19 protein-coding genes, 1 tRNA gene, 1 other RNA gene and 1 pseudogene are annotated in these 16,342 nt (G+C 63.0%); 7 read left to right on the forward strand and 15 right to left on the reverse strand.

Going from position 1 to position 16,342, the window contains the following annotated elements; genetic code table 11:
- The 5 genes from CZ203_RS11620 to CZ203_RS11640 form a co-directional block, all read right to left on the reverse strand.
- A partial coding sequence (locus CZ203_RS11620) for a glutamate--tRNA ligase family protein (RefSeq protein WP_235847537.1) occupies positions 1 to 161 on the reverse strand: 161 nt, incomplete at its 3' end.
- A gap of 29 nt (positions 162 to 190) precedes the next feature.
- The gene (locus CZ203_RS11625; protein ID WP_087066291.1) at positions 191 to 631 is read right to left on the reverse strand and encodes a HEPN domain-containing protein; all 441 of its coding nucleotides are present in this window, start codon (positions 629 to 631) and stop codon (positions 191 to 193) included.
- Complete coding sequence (locus CZ203_RS11630) at positions 615 to 926, reverse strand: hypothetical protein (protein ID WP_143436206.1); 312 nt, start codon at positions 924 to 926, stop codon at positions 615 to 617. Before CZ203_RS11630 ends, CZ203_RS11625 begins: the two co-directional genes overlap by 17 nt.
- 33 nt (positions 927 to 959) lie before the next feature.
- Entirely contained in the window at positions 960 to 1,676 is a 717-nt protein-coding gene (locus CZ203_RS11635; RefSeq protein ID WP_087066293.1) for an acyl-ACP thioesterase domain-containing protein, read from the reverse strand.
- Between the two features lie 33 nt (positions 1,677 to 1,709).
- Positions 1,710 to 3,026 carry a glycoside hydrolase family 10 protein gene (locus CZ203_RS11640; protein ID WP_087066294.1) on the reverse strand — a complete coding sequence of 439 codons (1,317 nt, stop codon included), beginning with the start codon at positions 3,024 to 3,026 and terminating at the stop codon, positions 1,710 to 1,712.
- Positions 3,027 to 3,171: 145 nt separating this feature from the next.
- Here CZ203_RS11640 and CZ203_RS11645 point away from each other — a divergent pair, with 145 nt between their 5' ends.
- Positions 3,172 to 4,005: a pyridoxamine kinase gene (locus CZ203_RS11645; protein ID WP_159456498.1), complete on the forward strand. Its 834-nt coding sequence runs from the start codon at positions 3,172 to 3,174 to the stop codon at positions 4,003 to 4,005.
- Positions 4,006 to 4,109: 104 nt separating this feature from the next.
- On the opposite strand, the gene CZ203_RS11650 is transcribed toward CZ203_RS11645, so the two are convergent.
- From CZ203_RS11650 to CZ203_RS11670, 5 genes and pseudogenes are all read right to left on the reverse strand, one after another.
- Positions 4,110 to 4,185 (reverse strand) — tRNA-Gly (locus CZ203_RS11650).
- A 99-nt stretch (positions 4,186 to 4,284) separates the two neighbouring features.
- Positions 4,285 to 4,869 (reverse strand): lactate utilization protein, encoded by a 585-nt coding sequence (locus CZ203_RS11655; protein WP_087066295.1) that lies wholly within the window; start codon positions 4,867 to 4,869, stop codon positions 4,285 to 4,287.
- Positions 4,838 to 5,278, reverse strand: coding sequence for an HAD family hydrolase (locus CZ203_RS15540; protein ID WP_087066789.1), 441 nt, complete (start codon positions 5,276 to 5,278; stop codon positions 4,838 to 4,840). The genes CZ203_RS11655 and CZ203_RS15540 overlap by 32 nt, the downstream gene beginning before the upstream one ends.
- A gap of 58 nt (positions 5,279 to 5,336) precedes the next feature.
- A pseudogene (gene malQ / locus CZ203_RS11665) lies at positions 5,337 to 6,809 on the reverse strand (4-alpha-glucanotransferase); the annotation flags it as partial.
- A 123-nt stretch (positions 6,810 to 6,932) separates the two neighbouring features.
- Positions 6,933 to 8,882, reverse strand: coding sequence for a WG repeat-containing protein (locus CZ203_RS11670; RefSeq protein WP_159456499.1), 1,950 nt, complete (start codon positions 8,880 to 8,882; stop codon positions 6,933 to 6,935).
- Positions 8,883 to 9,150: 268 nt separating this feature from the next.
- Here CZ203_RS11670 and trmB point away from each other — a divergent pair, with 268 nt between their 5' ends.
- Complete coding sequence (trmB, locus tag CZ203_RS11675; RefSeq protein ID WP_087066297.1) at positions 9,151 to 9,810, forward strand: tRNA (guanosine(46)-N7)-methyltransferase TrmB; 660 nt, start codon at positions 9,151 to 9,153, stop codon at positions 9,808 to 9,810.
- Positions 9,811 to 9,920: 110 nt separating this feature from the next.
- On the opposite strand, the gene CZ203_RS15170 is transcribed toward trmB, so the two are convergent.
- The 5 genes from CZ203_RS15170 to infC form a co-directional block, all read right to left on the reverse strand.
- Positions 9,921 to 10,289, reverse strand: coding sequence for an MATE family efflux transporter (locus CZ203_RS15170; protein WP_235847524.1), 369 nt, complete (start codon positions 10,287 to 10,289; stop codon positions 9,921 to 9,923).
- Positions 10,290 to 10,715: 426 nt separating this feature from the next.
- Positions 10,716 to 11,354 (reverse strand): hypothetical protein, encoded by a 639-nt coding sequence (locus CZ203_RS11685; protein WP_087066299.1) that lies wholly within the window; start codon positions 11,352 to 11,354, stop codon positions 10,716 to 10,718.
- Positions 11,355 to 11,528: 174 nt separating this feature from the next.
- The gene (gene rplT / locus CZ203_RS11690) at positions 11,529 to 11,882 is read right to left on the reverse strand and encodes a 50S ribosomal protein L20 (RefSeq protein ID WP_087066300.1); all 354 of its coding nucleotides are present in this window, start codon (positions 11,880 to 11,882) and stop codon (positions 11,529 to 11,531) included.
- A gap of 58 nt (positions 11,883 to 11,940) precedes the next feature.
- Positions 11,941 to 12,144, reverse strand: a complete 204-nt coding sequence (gene rpmI, locus CZ203_RS11695; RefSeq protein ID WP_087066301.1) for a 50S ribosomal protein L35 — start codon at positions 12,142 to 12,144, stop codon at positions 11,941 to 11,943.
- A 46-nt stretch (positions 12,145 to 12,190) separates the two neighbouring features.
- Complete coding sequence (gene infC, locus CZ203_RS11700; protein ID WP_235847525.1) at positions 12,191 to 12,745, reverse strand: translation initiation factor IF-3; 555 nt, start codon at positions 12,743 to 12,745, stop codon at positions 12,191 to 12,193.
- Positions 12,746 to 12,976: 231 nt separating this feature from the next.
- Between infC and CZ203_RS14275 the strand changes: the two genes are divergently transcribed.
- The 5 genes from CZ203_RS14275 to ppk1 form a co-directional block, all read left to right on the forward strand.
- Positions 12,977 to 13,267, forward strand: a complete 291-nt coding sequence (locus CZ203_RS14275) for a hypothetical protein (RefSeq protein ID WP_143436208.1) — start codon at positions 12,977 to 12,979, stop codon at positions 13,265 to 13,267.
- Positions 13,245 to 13,541, forward strand: a complete 297-nt coding sequence (locus CZ203_RS11705; RefSeq protein WP_087066303.1) for a DUF1292 domain-containing protein — start codon at positions 13,245 to 13,247, stop codon at positions 13,539 to 13,541. Before CZ203_RS14275 ends, CZ203_RS11705 begins: the two co-directional genes overlap by 23 nt.
- 20 nt (positions 13,542 to 13,561) lie before the next feature.
- Positions 13,562 to 13,757: non-coding RNA, 6S RNA (ssrS, locus tag CZ203_RS11710), on the forward strand.
- Positions 13,758 to 13,875: 118 nt separating this feature from the next.
- Positions 13,876 to 14,019, forward strand: coding sequence for a hypothetical protein (locus tag CZ203_RS14785; protein WP_159456501.1), 144 nt, complete (start codon positions 13,876 to 13,878; stop codon positions 14,017 to 14,019).
- Between the two features lie 228 nt (positions 14,020 to 14,247).
- Positions 14,248 to 16,342 (forward strand): polyphosphate kinase 1 (ppk1, locus tag CZ203_RS11715; RefSeq protein WP_087066304.1); only part of this gene is annotated, 2,095 nt, incomplete at its 3' end.

Consider the following 16,342-nt stretch of genomic DNA (forward strand, 5'->3'; position numbering starts at 1 on the left):
GCATAGGCCGGGCGGCAGCGCGCGGGGTCGAGGTCCTCGATGCGCAGCACAACCGCCCCGCCCTGCGCGCGGGCGGAAAGCCAGGCGAGCAGGGCGCAGAATACGTTGCCCAGGTGCATGCGGCCGCTGGGCGAGGGCGCAAAGCGCCCGGTCACTGTCATAGGTTGTACCCCTCCTGGTGGAATGGCGTTTAGGGCTGCTTGACCTTGTGCGGCCGGCCGCCCTCGTACAGCTCGGTGCGGATGGCGGCGAACATGGATTCCGCCATGTTCATCAGCCGCTGCACCTGGCGCTCGGAAAGCTCAAAGGGCAGGTCGGTCGGGTACCGCGTTTCAATGTACAGGTTGTTGAGCGCTGCGCTTTCGTCCAGGTATTCGGTAAAGGCGGGGTCGACCTGCACGGCCTGGCGGCACAGATAGGTCAGGTTGTGGCCGTCGAAATGCCGCCCGGTTTTGAAGAGCAGGTAGCCCTTGAGCGCCTTCTCAATCGCCTGCTGGCAGTGGAACGCGGTCATGGGCGGGTCGCCGCCCCAGGTCAGCAGGATGCGGGCGGCCTGTAGGTCGGACAGCGCCTTATCCAGCCATTTGTAATAGAACATGCTGTCGCTGCCGCCCCTACGGTTTCTGCTCATATAACACCGTCCCTTTCTTTTGGATGGCGGCGGCGTAGCTGGAGAAATCCCCTGTCAGCTCCGCCCACTCGTCGCAGGTATAGAGGAGGAGGTTGAAGGGCACGGGGGACTCGATGGTCAAATAGAGGTCGTGCAGCAGCGCGGGCTTATCCACCTGCGGCAGGATGATGCAAAAATCGAGCGACTTTACCTCGCTGGTCGCAGGACTGCGCTTTTCCCCGTACAGGATGACCTTGCGCGGCGTGCAATGCCGCAAAATATCGCTTAAAATGGCCTGGGCCAGCTTGGAAATCATGGTCATGCATCCCTTTCTTTGATTCCCGGTGGGTTAAAAGGCGGACAGGCGCGCCGCCGCCTCAAACTTGACGGCGTCCCCGACCTGCCCGAATACGGCGCGCGCGCCGTCCGCCGTCAGGCCGGTGGAAAGCGCGATCTCGTCGCCGCACACGCACTCCGCCGTGTAATTGACCTGGATTTCCGAGACAAACCGGCCGCGCTCGCTGTCCAGTTCCAGGCCGTCCGAAACCAGGTCGACGATCCTGGCGTTGTTCAGGTGGTTGTTGAGGTCGAGGTTGCTGTACCGTACCGTATGGATATGGTGCGGCGTGAGAGCGCCGCAGGCGAGCTTGCCCGGGATGGGGAAGCCCTCCGGCGGGATGGCGTAGGCTTTCGCGGCTTCGGCCGAGGTCGGGCGGATGATGCGGTGGTCTTCCCGGCCGAGCATCGCCCAGATGGAGTAGCCGGCCGCGACCTCGTCCTCGCCCGCCCAGAAGCGGAAGCCGCGACACCAGTTCGGCCCCTTGGCGCCCGCGCACCAGGTCTGCTGGCGCAGCGTTTCACCGAGCCGCAGCGGGCGGTACTGGTGCAGCTTCATGCGCGTCAGCACCCACAGGATGTTGAGGTCCTCCGCGCCGATGTGCAGCGCGTTGGCGTGGCGCGTCGCGGCGGACTGCATGAACTCGAACAGCGCGGACGGGCGGGACACGCCCTGGTTGTCGATATGGCTGAAATGCAGGGTATGTTTGCTTTCTAGGGTGGGGACCATGCGATTACTTCCTTTCCATGGACGTAGGGGGGGTTAACGGATGACCGCCTGCAAAAACAGCAGGAAGGTCTGCAGGAAGCCTGCGGCGCGGGCGGCGTCCCCCGCCGCGTCGAAGCCGGACCCGGGCGGGGTGTCGGTCGCGGGGGTGTTTGCCGCCGTGGCGTAATAGCCCGTCAGCGCGGCGCGCAGGCCGGGCACCTCGTCGAAGGAGCCGTACCGGAAGAAGATATGCCCGCCGACCCCGGGCTGGGTCTCGCAGTAGCCCAGGTGGCGCAGCAGCTCGGCGCTGCCCTTCCAGACGTCGCCCTGCTCCGGGTCGTCGCACTTATAGGCGGCCTCGCCGATATACAGCTTGACGTCCGAGCCTTTGACCGCGTCCGACCACCACTTCGTCAGCACGGTGTAATCCGCGGCGGACTGCCCCATGTACCAGTAGAGCTGCGGGCAGACATAATCGACCGTGCCCTCGCTGATCCAGGCCAGGGTGTCCGCATAGGCCTTGGAGTAGGAGGGGTTGCCGCCGCGGGTGTCGCTGCCGCGCGGGTTGTCGGCCTTGTTCGCCCACACGCCGGACGGGCTGATGCCGAACTGGATGGCGGGGTTTTTGCGGTGGATCAGCGCGTCCAGCTCGCGCACCAGGATGTTGACGTTCTCGCGGCGCCAGTCCCCGATGTCGGAAAAGCCGCCGCCGTACTGCGCGAATGTGGCCGCGTCGTCAAAATCCTGGCCGGGGTAAAAGTAGTCGTCAAAATGGATGCCGTCGATATCCGGGTACTTGTCGAGGATTTCAGACACGCCGTCCTCCACAAGCTGGCGCACCGCCGGCAGGCCGGGGTTGAAATAATAGTTGCCGTCGGTGTATTTGACCGTGTATTCCGGATGCTGCTTGGCGGGGTGCGAGGCGGGCAGCGCGCCCCACTCCGCGTCCTTGCCCTTGGTGATGCGGTAGGGGTTCAGCCAGGCGTGGAGCGCCAGGCCGCGGGCATGCGCGCCGTCAATGAAGTAGCGCAGCGGGTCGAAGCCGTCCGTAGGGGCGGCGCCGCACGAGCCGGTCAGGTATTTGCTCCAGGGGAAGATGCCGGAGGGGTACAGCGCGTCCGCGGACGGGCGCACCTGCAGGAAAATGGCGTTCAGCCCCATGCTTTCCGCGCCGTCGAGGATCGCGTCCGCCTGCCGCCGCAGGGACGCCGCGTCGGTCCCCGGCGTTTTCGGGTAATCGAGGTTGTAGACCGAGGACACCCAGACGCCGCGCATGGCCGCGTCCGAAGGGGCGGGGGCGGCGAGGGCGGTCAGGTTCAGAAGGAGCGCAAGGCTCAGCAGGAGCGCGAACGCGCGCAGACGGTGTTTCATAGGGACTCCTTTCAAGCTGTCAAATCATACAATACGGTATTATCGTACCATTGCGCGCAATGATTGGCAAGGGGTATTGACACCGGCGTTAAAAAAACGTAATCTAATGGGGAATGGGATTTTACAAGGAAAAGGGGCCGCTTCTATGCAAAAAAAAGTATTGGCGCTGCACGACCTGTCCGGGTTCGGCCGGTCGTCGCTCGTGCCGGTGATCGGCGTGCTCAGCGCGATGGGGCACCAGTGCGTGCCCGTGCCGACCGCAATCTTCTCCACCCACACCGCGATCCCCGGCTATACCGTGCGCGACCTGACGGACGACCTGCTGCCCTGGATCGAGCAATACGAGGGGCTGGGGCTGGATTTCGAGGCGGTGTATTCCGGCTTTTTGGGCACGGAGCGGCAGATCGGCTGCATTTCGCAGGCCATCCTGCGCCTGCGCGCGCCGGGCGGGATCGTCATGGTCGACCCGGTCATGGGCGACAACGGCGAGGTGTACGAGACCTATACGCCCGAGATGTGCGCGCGCATAGGCGACCTGTGCCGCCTGGCGGACGTGATCACCCCCAACGTGACCGAGGCGGCGATCCTGCTGGGCAAGGACGCGCGGGACGAGCCGGACGGCCCTGCGGAGGCGGCGCGCTGGGCGCGCGGGCTGGAGCGGGCCTACGGCGCGAAGGTGGTGCTGACCGGCCTGTCCGGCGGGGGCGCGACGGTCGGCGTGCTATGCTGCGAGGAGGGGCGCACGGCCTTTTTTGAGCATGCGCGCATCCGGGAATATTATCCGGGGACGGGCGATATTTTTTCATCCGTGCTGCTGGGCGGCCTGCTCTGGGGCGACGGGCTGGCGGACGCGGCGGCGCGCGCGGCGTATTTTGTGCGGGACTGCATCGATTATACCGCGTCCCAGGGCACGGACAACATGCACGGCGTACAGTTTGAAACACAGCTCATGAAGCTGGCGCGGGGTGCGGAAGCATAAAAGGGGGCACGGCTGCAACTGCGGCCGTGCCCCCTTTATGGCATCCCCTGCGGCGCGACCGCCGCAAAACAAAAAAGCCAGTCATAAAGACTGGCTTTTTATTATGGAGCGGCTGACGAGGCTCGAACTCGCTACCTCCACCTTGGCAAGGTGGCGCTCTACCAGATGAGCTACAGCCGCATGTTCAGTTTTGGCCGCTGGCCGTGTCAACGTTGATTATTATATCAACCGCACGGCCAGTTGTCAACCCTGAATTTTATTTTTTCTGCGGGAAAGCGCTTAATACCCCAAATCCTCCCCGACCAGCACCAGCTCGTACCGCGTGAAGCCCATCGGCGGCCGGAACACGACCGAAAGCGCGCGGCAAATACGGCCGGGGCTGTCGCAGTCGTGGCATTTGCCGTCCGCGGCGCAGGGGGTGTGCGCGCCGATGCGCTGCGCATTCTTCGGCGCGGCGATATTGCGCGCGCGGCCGATGGCGTCTGCAAGCGTCGGGGCGAGCTTATTGCGGCCGCAGACCGTGAAGCACGCCGCGGGGCCGTAAATGGCGGCCGCGACGCGGTTGCCCGTGCCGTCGATGTTGACGATCTCGCCGGTTTCCGACAGGCCGTTGGCCGAAGTGACGTAGATATCACAGTCCTGCACGCGCGCGCCGCCGTTTTTCCAGTGCCAGTTGACGGTGCAGCCCGCGGCCCTCAGCGCGTCGAACGCGCCAAGCTGATCGAGCGTGACCGAGCCGCCGAAGGTGACGGCCTGCCCCGCGCACTGCGCGGCCAAGTAGGCGCGGGCTTCCGCCGCGGTTTCAAAATAGGAGACCGCGAAGCCGTGGCGCTCAAACGCTTCCTTTACCTTTGCTAGTTCCATAACGTCCCTCCATGATGTCGAGCAGCTCCACGGGGCGGCTGATCAGCGCGTCCGCCCCGGCGGCGAGCAGGGTTTCCCTGGGGCGGAAGCCCCAGGTCACGCCGACGGCAAACAGCCCGGCGTTTTTCGCGGTTTGCATGTCCACGTCGCTGTCGCCGACGTAGAGCGCCGTATCCGGCCGCCCGTGCAGCGCCCGCAGCATTTCGCGCGCCGAAGACGGGTCGGGCTTGCGCGGCACGCCCGGGCGCTCGCCGAGGGTCAGCCCGATGAGGCCGGGGAAATAGTGCGCGGCCAGCGCCTTGGAGGCCGGGTCGTACTTGTTGGACAGCACGCCGACCGCCACGCCCCTCGCGCGCAGCGCGCCCAGCAGCGCGGGGATCCCCTCGTAGGGGCGCGTGCGGCAGGTCATGTGCGCCTCGTAATAGGCGCGGAAATCCGGGAGAAGGCGGTCGGNCGGAGACCTGGGGGTTCATGGCCTCGCGCCGGACGCGCCAGCCCCAGTTGCCGCCGACGGTCGCGGGGATGTTCATGCGCGCGTCCGCCCCGAGCGACAGGATATCCTGCATGGTGGTCATCGCGATGCGCGCGGGCGAGGCGAAAACGCTCTTGATCGCGCTCCAGCCGAGCGCCTCCGCCATGGACGAGCGCAGGTAGCGGTACGCAAACTGCCGCTCCTCCTCGTTGCAGATGTCCATGACCTGCTCGCACACGCTCTGCGAGTCGTGCGTCGAGGTGTAGACGATGCTGTTCTCCGCGTAGTTGTGGGGCAGGTGGTCGTTGTCGCCGTGCGCGTCAAAGCCGAAGATCAGCACGCGCATGCCGGGGTAGCCGGAGGCCTTCAGCAGGGCGCGCACCTTGTCGGTCTGCACGCCGAGATCCTCCGCGATGAAGGGGAGCTTGCCGAGCGCGCCCTCGATCGCGCGGAACAGCTTCATGCCCGGGCCGCGCCGCCACGCGCCGTTGATGGCGGTCTCCTCGCCCGCGTCGACCTCCCAATAGGATTCAAACCCGCGGAAATGGTCGAGCCGCACCACGTCGAACAGCGCCATGTTGGTTTTGACGCGCCACAGCCACCAGGCGTAGCCGGTCGCCTCGTGATACTTCCAGTCGTAGACCGGGTTGCCCCAGAGCTGGCCGGTGGCGGAATAGTAGTCCGGCGGCACGCCCGCGACCTTGGAGGGGCTACGGTCGGATCCCAGCTTGAACAGCTCGGGGTGCGCCCAAACGTCGCACGAGTCGGGCGAGACATAGATCGGGATATCGCCGATGACCTGCACGCCGTGCGCGTTGGCATAGGCGCGCAGCGCCGTCCACTGCTCGAAAAACAGGTACTGCAGGAAGGTGTAGAAGTTCACGTCGTCGATCAGCTGCGCGCGGTAGGCCATCATCGATGCCGGGTCGCGCGAAATGACGTCCAGGTCGTCCCAGTCCCACAGGGCGCGGCCGCCGAAATGGTCCTTGAGCGCCATGAAGAGCGCGTAATCGTCCAGCCACTCGGCGCGGTCGACCGCGAACGCGTCGATCTTGGATTGCAGCCCGGCGTCCACGCGCGAGAAGGCCTGCCGCAGCAGCGGCCAGCGCGTTTGCCGCAGGTGGCCGTAATCGACCCGGTCGGGCGAGGCCTTGGGGTCGTCCGCCGCGCGGATTTCGTCCGCGGTGAGCAGCCCCGCCTTTTGCAGCAGGTCGAGGTCGATCAGGTACGGGTTACCCGCCGCCGCGGAATAGCACTGGTAGGGCGATTCCCCGAAGCCGATGTGCCCCAGCGGGAGCACCTGCCAGTATTTTTGCCCGGCAGCCGCCAGGAAATCCACAAAATCGTAAGCGTCCTTGCCCATCGAGCCGATCCCATGCGGCGAGGGCAGGGAGGTCAGGTGCATCAGCACGCCGCTTGCGCGTTCAAACATAATTTTCCCCCATCTGGCGCGCAGGGCGCGCCGCATACTGTAGTACCATTATACGCGGCGCGCCCTGCGGCTGTCAATTTACGGTTTGGTTGCATAAAAACTTTGCCATAAAATAGGGGGCGGTGTTGCATTGTGCACAAAGCCGGCACGCCGCCCTGCTTATTTGGCGCGCAGGACGTAGGTGCCGATGGGGCCGTATAGGCTGACGACCGCGATCCCGTCGCCGTTGAAGTTGACGCCGGAATTGAAAATATAGGGGGTGAGCTGCGTCCCGTCGAGCGAGAAGACCGCGCTGTTGTACCCCGTACCCTCATAGACCGCATACCCGGCGGCGAAGGACAGGCGGTCGGTGGGATAGCGCCAGTCCGGCTGCGGGGAGAGCGCCTCGCCCGCGGCGTTGTAGAAGGTATAGGGCGCGCCGACAACCCTGCGCCCGGCGAACAGCGGCCCAAAGCGGGTGAAGTCCTCGTACTGGGGCGCGATGCGCTCCGTGCCGTCCGCGCCGACCACGCCGCCCAGCCCGTCCTTGGACACCAGCGCCGCGCCGTCTTTAAACGCACCGATGCTGTCGTAGCGCGCGGCGACCTCGGGCATCCAGGGCGTGCCGTCCTTTTGCAGCACCCGGCAGTGGTTGTCGCCCCCTTCCTGGTACCAGACCGCGGCCAAGCCCCCGCTGAACGGGTTCGCGGATACGTATTGCCCCGCGTCGATCACGATGTTGCCCGCCGTGTCGATATAGGCAAAGCGCCCGTCCTCCGCGGGCGTGACCAGCGCAATGCCGTCGGAAAAGCCGTTGTACGAGGCGTAATGGAACTGCGCGGGGATGGCCTCGTTGCCGTTTTCGTCGAGGAAGCCGTATTTGCCGTCCCGCTGGATCAGCATACGGCCGTCGTGGAACTCGTGCTGCGTCAGGCTGTAGGCCGCTTCGGAAATTTGTTTGCCCGCCGCGTCAAAAAGCGCGTACGGCCCCCAGTCCCGGTTTGCGGCGATCAGGTTGCCGGAAAGCACGCTCACGCCGCCGTACTGCACGGGCAGCACGGTTTTGCCCGTCCGGTCGGCCACGCCCCACTTGCCGTCCTCCGAGGAGAGCAGGAACATGCCGTGCCCGCCGTAGGTCGCGCCGTAAGTATGCCCGGGGGCGGAGGGGTCCTTCGGCGGGGTGTAGGCCGTGTTGCCCTGCGTGTCGAGCACGGCGCGGCGGCCAGCCTTGGACACGCCGACGTAGCCTTCCTTGACATTGGACACCCAGTCGTATTCGAGCGGGATGACGGGCTTGCCCTCGGTGTCTATGTAGCCGTAGCGCCAGTTGGAATCGGGCGTGGTGCGCCCGCACTGGATCAGCCCGTCCTGCACTTCGAGTAGGAACATGGTGATGTCCAGCCCCGGCGCTGCGTTATCGATGCGGGTCACCGTAAAGGGCATTTCACGGACGGTGAAAGCCTTGCGCTGCGCGGGTTCGGCCAGGCGCACGGCCATCGCGGCGGTTTCCGCGCGCGTCACATTGTCCGCGTCCGCCACGCCGAGCGTGCCCCATTCGTCCTTGCCGGTCAGCACGCCCGCGTTATAGAGCGTCAGCAGGCGCGCCGCGCCTTCCGCCGAGGCCGCCGCGGGCAGGTCGGGGATGGCGGTGATGTGGTTGATCGCGGGAAGCTGCTCCGGGGGAAGCGCCTGCGAGAGCAGGTCGGCGAGATAAAGGCGGCTTGCGGCCTTGTCCGGGTCAGGCTGGTAGCTGTCGATGTAGCCCTGCGCCTCCCTGAGCGTCTGCAGCGCCTTGTCCAGGATGCCCTGCTGCCGCAGGTATTGCTGCGCGCCGGTATACCAGGCCTTGCCCGCGGGGATATTGCCGTCCCCGCCGTGCGACAGGCTGTGCAGCCGCGCCGTGATCATCCAGGCCTCGGCCACGGTGACCGTGCCCTCCGGCCGGAAGGACGTGGCGCTGTCGCCCTTCATCAGGCCGTCCCGGTAGGCGGCCTCGACCGTCCCCGCATACCATGCGTCCGCAGGCACGTCGGTAAACGGGTGCGCAGGGGTATCGTCCGCCGCCGCGGCGCCCGTACCCGCCAGGAGCAGGCAGGCGGCAAGCGCCGCCGCAAGGAATTGCTTTTTCATAAGAAACCCTCCCTTTCCCATGATAACGTCCCCGGCGCGGGGAAATACTACAGGTTTGCTAAATTTAGTATAGGCGCGTATGGGCGGGGTGTCAATTGGTCTTGCAATGGCGTTTTAAAGCGGTTATAATGTTAAAATACACGGTTTATGCCCTGTGCGTACAGGCGCGCGGGCAAAAAGGGGCTTGCTTCCCGGCCGGCCGCCCCGCGGAAACGGGGGACGCGGCGGCCGCCACAGGATAAAAAGAAAAACGGGGGAACGGAATACCATGAGAATGCGGAAGAAAAAGCACCTGGACGAGCGCTTCGCCGTCTGCGCGCCCGTCATGGCGCACGCGCCGGAAAGCCTGCGCGGGCGGTGGCGCGCGCTATTCGGGAACGGCAACCCGCTGCATGTCGAGATCGGCTGCGGCAAGGGGCGCTTTGTGCTGGGCATGGCGAAGCTGCATCCGGACGTCAACTTTGTCGCGATCGAGCGGGAGGAGGGCGCGCTCATCATGGCCACCGAAAAGGCCATGCAGGACGTGCCGCCGAACGTGCGCTTCCTGTCCTACGACGCGGCGGCGCTGCGCGACATCTTTTCGCCGGGCGAGGTCGACCTCATCTACCTCAACTTTTCCGACCCGTGGCCGCCCAACCGCCAGCGCAAACGCCGGCTGACCTACCGCGCGTTCCTGGACGTTTACAACGATATCCTGACGGAAAAGGGCGCGCTGTACTTCAAGACGGACAACCAGCGCCTGTTCGAGTGGTCGCTCGGCGAAATTTGCGCCTACGGATGGCTGCTGCAGAATATCTCGCTCGACCTGCATGCCTCCGCGTTTGAGGGCAACGTCATGACAGAATATGAGGAGCGCTTTTCCGCGCAGGGCAGCCGCATCTACCGGCTCGAGGCGCGCCGCCGCCTGCCGGAGTTCATGCCCAAATAAATGCCGGGCGCGTGACGCCCCCCCCCCGGCAGGGGGATGGGTCGCCTTCGCGCAATACGGAAAAGCAGCCCCCGGCGGGAAACCGCCGGGGGCTGCTTTTTTTACCGGGTTTACCGGGTGAGGGCGCGCCGGTTTTTCCAGCGCCCGCGCGCGAAATACAGCACGCCCGCGATGCAGGAGGGGATGGGGCACAGCATTTCCGCCCAGCACAGGCCGGTATAGCCCCAGCCGAGCACGTATGCCAGCAGGATGCTGAGCGCCATGCGCGCAACGAGCGCGTGCAGCAGGGCGTTGGCCATGGCGAACAGGGCGTCGCCCACCCCGGTCGCAAAGGAATCCAGCACGTACATCACGGCATACACCGCGAAATTGACCGAGCAGCAGATGCGCAGGTACGTGACGCCCGCGCGCACCATCGCGCCGTCGCCGCCGAACAGCCGCAGGATGGGTGCCGCGCCAAGCTGGATGGCGGCCATCATGCCCAGCCCGCACAGGACGGCGGCGGCCAGCCCNGGCTGTAGGCCGATTGCAGCAGGTTGGACAGCAAAAGGGGGAAGGCGAAGGCCAGCAGCTGTTTCGGGACGCTGCCGGCGGTAAGGTCTCTGTATTTCATTGTCAAACGCTCCATTCACAAGGGTAAAATAAAGGGGGAGGGCGTGCAGCCCTCCCCCTTGCAAATGCAGCATTGCATGGAAAAGGCCGCAGGCAAACATTGCCCGCGGCCCCGGCAGCCCGGTCACCGGCACACCAAACCAGGCGTCATGCGTCCTGCATCACGCCCGGGGCGGCCGGTGAATCGTTTTCTGCCTATCTAAGCTCCGTACAATGCTTCACCGGGTCCGGTTGTGCGGAGCGGAAACAATGCAAAGCTTCATAATCGGGTTCCCCTTGTGGATGGTTGGGTGTTACAGCAGCTTATAGCCGCGCGGGGTGACGATCGCGTCCAGCGGCTTGCCGGCACGGCATTCCGGGCACTCGTGCGACTGCGCCACGTTGTGGTAATGCGGGAAGTCCGCGCCGCTGAAGACGTGGATGACCGGCAGGCCGCCCAGCTCGTCGATATTAGCGAACAGCGCGGAATAGCCGGCGATGCGCCCGCCGTAATATTCGATGCACTCGCGCGCCTGGGTCAGCGTCTGGCCGGTCGAGGCCGAGGTGACGAGCACGAGCACATCCTTATACTGCACCATATGGCGCAGGTTGTCTGCAAAGATAAACTGGCCGTTGACATTGCTGTCCGGCTCGACGAGGAAAATGTCCTTGTCCTGGTTCATGGTACCCATGCTGCCCTTGGACAGCTCGCGCGCGAGGTACGCGCCGATGTACTCCGTACCCTCGAGGCACAGGATGGTGTCCACGCTCGTGGCGCTGTAATAGGTGGAGATCATGCGCGCCGCCAGGGCGGAGCGGGTCAGGCTGTGCTTGATCGCGGACATATCGATGTAGTAATTGATATGGGAATGGTTGGTGGCGAAATGCCCGGGGATCGCGTCTGCGTAAAGCTGGTTATTGAGTCGGGATATGACCCGGATTGCTTTTTCCATAGGTGACCGCCTTTCCTGTCGGATTGGTTTCCATAAGCTGGCTTGCTTCTGGGGCTATTATACCACAAAGGCGTAAAACTGCAAAGTTCTTTTGTGCAATTTTGCGGAAGGGCGGCAAATAAAAAGCGGGGACGCAAAAGCGTCCCCGCTGGAATGCAGGACAGGGGGCTGGGCTTAGAGCGCGGCCTTGGCCTTCTCGACCAGCGCGCCGAAAGCGGCCTTGTCGCTTACGGCCAGGTCGGCCAGCATCTTGCGGTTGATGTCGATGCCCGCCTTCTTGAGGCCGTTCATGAAGCGGCTGTAGTTGATGTCGCAAACCTTGGCCTGCGCGGAAATACGGGTGATCCACAGGCGGCGGAAGTCTCTCTTCTTCTGCTTTCTGCCGATGTACGCGTACTTCAGGCTCTTCATGACCGCCTGGTTCGCAACTTTATAGTGGGTAGACTTGGCGCCCCAGTAGCCCTTGGCGCGCTTTAAAATCTTCTTCCTTCTCTTGCGCGTCATCATTGCGCCTTTTACTCGTGCCATATTATTAAAATCCTCCTAAATCGTAAAGTGAAAACCTGTATGCGCGTGCCCGGTACGCTTATGCGTACGGGATCAGGCGCTTAACCTGTGCGACGTTGGATTTGTCGGCAAAGCCTTCCTTGCGCAGGTGGCGCTTCAGCTTGGTGGTCTTGCCGTGGCCGTTGAGCAGATGGCGCTTGCCGGCGTGGCCGCGCTTGATCTTACCGTTCTTGGAGACGGTGAATCTCTTCTTAGCACCGCTATGGGTCTTGATCTTAGGCATGGTGTTTCTCCTCTCTTACGCCGCGCCGCGCGCGGCACACGTTCAATTATTTTTCTTTGGATTCCCCGGGCGCCTTGTCCTTGGCGTCCTTGGCGGCTTCCTTCAGGGGCGCCATGAACATGATCATCTGGCGGCCCTCGAGCTTGGACGGCTTCTCAACCGTGCCGTATTCCTTGCAGATTTCGGCAAAGCGCTGGAGCAGATCACGTCCGAGCGAGGAGTGGGTGACCTCACGGCCGCGGAAGCGGACCGTAACCTTGACCTTGTTGCCATCCTGCAGGAAGCGGGTTGCGCGGCCAACCTTGACGTTGAGGTCCCCGACGTCGATGTTGGGCGTCAGGCGGATCTCCTTGATTTCCACGACGTGCTGGTTGCGGCGCGCTTCTTTTTCGCGCTTGGCCTGCTCAAAGCGGAATTTGCCGTAGTCCATGATCTTGCACACGGGCGGCTGCGCCTGCGGCGCGATCTTCACCAGGTCCATCCCCTTCTGGTCTGCGAGCGCCTGCGCGTCGCGGGAGGACATGATGCCGAGCTGTTCGCCGTCGTCCCCGATCAGGCGGACTTCCTTGTCGCGGATCTCTTCATTGATCTGATGTTCCATGCTGCTAATAGGTGAGCACCTCCAAACAATAAGTGGCTCTCCGGCAAAAGCCGGGATTGGGCAATAAAAAAGCGGACGGCAAGCACCGTCCGACCTGTTACAAGGCATGCCCGGCGGGATGCACCCTGCCGGAAAGCTGCGATGTAAACCCGTTTGCAAACGCGGCGGGTGAGGACGGAGGCCCTGCTTTTTTGTACCCGATAACTATAACAGATACCGGGGGCAAAGTCAATGCCTTTTCTTAAGGATACGCGGTTTTTTGGCGAACTTGCAGCGTTTTATCAAAAAAATCCTGCATCACACTTGACAAAACGGCATACGATAGTGTATTGTTCTGGTTCGAAGGCGGCGGGCAGCATTACAGTTCCATGTTTTTTTCCGGAAGGTGTTGAAAATCCGCGCGCTTTGGGCTATGCTAGGAATAGCAAGGGAACCACCAACCAGTATGCGGGCCGCGCGCCCCCTGGAACTTTGAAAATAAAAGGAGGCGGCAGACATAATGAGCGAGGAATTCGGCAATAATTATGTTGTACTGACCGACGAAGACGGCAACGAGGTAGAGTTTGAGCATATCGATACCGTAGAGCTGAACGGCGAGACCTATATGGCCTTTATCCCGGCGGAGCTTTCCGCGGAGGACGAGGCCGAGGTCGTCATCCTCAAGATTGTCGAGGAGGGCGGCGAGGAGATCCTCGCGTCCGTGGACGACGATGAGGAGGCCGACCGCGTCTATGAAATCGTGATGAGCCACGTGGAAGACCTTTACGATGAGGAGCCCGACGGCATCCAGCAGTAAAGGCGGCCTTTTGTGCAAAGCAGACCCTGCCCTGTTCGACAGCGATCTTTTTTTAACCCACATTTTGATTAAGGGATTCCGAAAAAAGATTCGGCACACAAGCGCAGGCCTCCCGTCCCGGGACGGAAGTTGGAAGCGCAGCGTGTGCAGATAGGAAACCCACCTGCTATCCGTGCAGGTTATTAATCTGATTGCATCGGCAGCGGCGGGGTTTGTTTTTTCCCATACCGAATCCTGCGGGGGCCGTATCGCCCCGCTTTTTTTATTTTTAACACAATACATGGTTTGTACATCATAAGTTTACAGAACCTTAACTTGCGTTAGGAGGCGGCGTATGCTATACTTTAAAGCAGAAGAAAAGTGTGAATATGGAGGTGAAAACAGCATGAGACATACGGTTAAGCCGCAGATGCCCGATACGCCAGATATCGACGACCTGATTTTTGAAGGCGAGCATCCGGAAGAGAGCGAGAAATAAAGGGCTTTCTCCATACAGACCGAATCGTCCACGCTGCGGCGTGGTTTTTTTATACCCATTTTGGCGGTAGCGGCGGGGCGGGGCCCTGGCGCGCCGCCTTTTTTGTAAAGTAAAACTGTAAAAAATTTTACATCCCAGCGCGCCCCATCCGGTGGCATACCGGGCGGTGGGTATGCTATAATGATGCTATAAGCGTGCACGGCGCGTGATAGAGAGGGGACGGGGGATATGAAAGACCTGTGCAAGGACGATATCAGCTATACACAGAACCGCGAGCTTTCCTGGCTGCGTTTTAACCAGCGTGTGCTGGAGGAGGCGCAGGACCCCGGCGTCCCGCTGTACGAGCGCCTGAAATTCGTGTCCATCTTCGAGAGCAACCTGGACGAATTCTTTATGATCCGCGTCGGCAGCCTGACCGATATCGCCCTCATGAAGGAGGAGCACGTCGACAACAAGAGCGGCTGGACGGCCGAGCGCCAGCTCACCGAAATCTTCAAGGCGGTCGCGCCGCTCTATAAGAAGCGCGACAAGGCCTTCAGCGAGGTCGAGAACGCGCTGTGCGGGTTCGGCGTGGCGCGCTGCGAGCCGGACGCGCTCACCGGGGCGGACAAAAAGTTCCTGGATAAATATTTTGTAAATTACGTGCTGCCCGTGCTGTCGCCCCAGGTGATCGACATGCACCACCCGTTCCCGCACTTGGCCAACAACGTGCTGCACGTCATGCTGCGCATCAAGAGCGGCGGGCGCACGGCGCTCGGCATCATCCCGGTGCCGCAGGCGCTGCCGTCGATGGTGTTCCTGGACGGCGCGGGCGTGCGCTATGTGCTGACGGAGGAAATCCTGATGGCCTACGCCAGCCAGGTGTTTGGGAAGTGCGAGATCGAGGCCGCGGCGGTCATCAAGGTCACGCGCAACGCCGACATCAGCCCGGAGGACGAGTCCTTCGACGTCGACGGCGATTACCTGACGCACATGAAAAAGGTGCTTAAAAAGCGCGGGCGCCTGGCGCCGGTGCGCCTGGAGATACAGGGCGGCCTGCCGGACGACTTGGTCGAGGAGTTGTGCGGCCGCCTGCGCATCGGCCGTGCGCAGGTATACCACAGCCACGCGCCGCTCAAGATGGGCTATGTGTTCAGCCTGGCCGACAAGCTGCCCGAGGGCTTCAAGATCACCTACCCGGACTTTTCGCCCCAGCCGTCGCCCATGGTGAGCCGCAACGGGCCGATGCTCCCGCAAATCCTGCGGCGGGACATCCTGCTGCACTTCCCCTATGAAAGCATGGATCCCTTCCTGCGCCTGCTGCGCGAGGCCGCGGCCGACCCCTCGGTCGTCAGCATCAAGATCACGATTTACCGCCTGGCGAGCACGTCCAAAATCATCGGCTACCTGACCGAGGCCGCCGAAAACGGCAAGGACGTCACCGCGCTGCTTGAGCTGCGCGCCCGGTTTGACGAGGAAAACAACATCAACTGGGCGGAGCGCCTGGAGGAGGCCGGCTGCACCGTCGCCTACGGCATCGAGGGCTTCAAGGTGCACTCCAAGATCTGCCTGATCACCCGGCAGAACGGCGGGGACATCCAGTATATCACGCAGATCGGCACCGGCAACTACAACGAAAAGACCGCCAAGCAGTACACCGACCTCAGCCTGATGACGGCCGACCCGGATATCGGCGCGGATGCGGCGGGCTTCTTTAAAAATATGCTGATCGGCAACCTGGAGGGCGAGTACAACCACCTGCTGGTCGCGCCGTCCGGCCTCAAGAAGGGCATCCTGAACCTGATCGACGGCGAGATCATGAAGGTCAAGGCCGGTGGCGAGGGCGAGATTTTCATGAAGCTCAATTCGCTGACCGACCGCGACGTGCTCACCCGCCTGTCCGAGGCCAGCCGTGCCGGCGTGCGCATCCGCCTGCTGGTGCGTGGCATCTGCTGCCTGCTGCCCGGCATTGAGGGCAAGACGGAGAATATCGAGGTGCATTCGGTCGTTGGGCGGTATCTGGAGCACGCGCGCATCTATTGCTTCGGCAAGGGCGCGGAGCGCCGGTTTTACATCGGCTCGGCCGACCTGATGACGCGCAACACGGAAAAGCGCGTCGAGATCGCAAGCCCGGTGCTGGACGCCGGCTTGCGCCAGCGCCTGGTGGATATCCTGGAGACGCAGTGGCACGACAACGTCAAGGCGCGCGTCATGCAGCCGGACGGGCGGTATAAGAAGCCCGGCGGCGCGGAGTATAACCCGGTGGATTGCCAGCAGTTCTTCATTGACGAGGCGGTCAAAAACGCCAGCCGCCCCGTCCCGGCGCCCGTGCCGCCCGCCGCGG

Source organism: Intestinibacillus massiliensis (genome assembly GCF_900155735.1).
GTDB lineage: Bacteria > Bacillota > Clostridia > Oscillospirales > Butyricicoccaceae > Intestinibacillus > Intestinibacillus massiliensis.

Coding starts and splice junctions, on each gene's coding strand:
- CZ203_RS11705 (WP_087066303.1), top strand. CDS start 13,245: ATGAGCGAGGAATTCGGCAATAATTATGTTGTACTGACCGACGAAGAC.
- CZ203_RS11670 (WP_159456499.1), bottom strand. CDS start 8,882: ATGAAAAAGCAATTCCTTGCGGCGGCGCTTGCCGCCTGCCTGCTCCTG.
- CZ203_RS11685 (WP_087066299.1), bottom strand. CDS start 11,354: ATGGAAAAAGCAATCCGGGTCATATCCCGACTCAATAACCAGCTTTAC.
- CZ203_RS14275 (WP_143436208.1), top strand. CDS start 12,977: ATGCCTTTTCTTAAGGATACGCGGTTTTTTGGCGAACTTGCAGCGTTT.
- CZ203_RS11655 (WP_087066295.1), bottom strand. CDS start 4,869: ATGGAACTAGCAAAGGTAAAGGAAGCGTTTGAGCGCCACGGCTTCGCG.
- infC (WP_235847525.1), bottom strand. CDS start 12,745: ATGGAACATCAGATCAATGAAGAGATCCGCGACAAGGAAGTCCGCCTG.
- rplT (WP_087066300.1), bottom strand. CDS start 11,882: ATGGCACGAGTAAAAGGCGCAATGATGACGCGCAAGAGAAGGAAGAAG.
- CZ203_RS11640 (WP_087066294.1), bottom strand. CDS start 3,026: ATGAAACACCGTCTGCGCGCGTTCGCGCTCCTGCTGAGCCTTGCGCTC.
- rpmI (WP_087066301.1), bottom strand. CDS start 12,144: ATGCCTAAGATCAAGACCCATAGCGGTGCTAAGAAGAGATTCACCGTC.
- CZ203_RS11625 (WP_087066291.1), bottom strand. CDS start 631: ATGAGCAGAAACCGTAGGGGCGGCAGCGACAGCATGTTCTATTACAAA.
- CZ203_RS11630 (WP_143436206.1), bottom strand. CDS start 926: ATGATTTCCAAGCTGGCCCAGGCCATTTTAAGCGATATTTTGCGGCAT.
- CZ203_RS15170 (WP_235847524.1), bottom strand. CDS start 10,289: ATGATGGCCGCCATCCAGCTTGGCGCGGCACCCATCCTGCGGCTGTTC.
- CZ203_RS14785 (WP_159456501.1), top strand. CDS start 13,876: ATGCTATACTTTAAAGCAGAAGAAAAGTGTGAATATGGAGGTGAAAAC.
- CZ203_RS11635 (WP_087066293.1), bottom strand. CDS start 1,676: ATGGTCCCCACCCTAGAAAGCAAACATACCCTGCATTTCAGCCATATC.
- trmB (WP_087066297.1), top strand. CDS start 9,151: ATGAGAATGCGGAAGAAAAAGCACCTGGACGAGCGCTTCGCCGTCTGC.
- CZ203_RS11645 (WP_159456498.1), top strand. CDS start 3,172: ATGCAAAAAAAAGTATTGGCGCTGCACGACCTGTCCGGGTTCGGCCGG.
- CZ203_RS15540 (WP_087066789.1), bottom strand. CDS start 5,278: ATGACCTGCCGCACGCGCCCCTACGAGGGGATCCCCGCGCTGCTGGGC.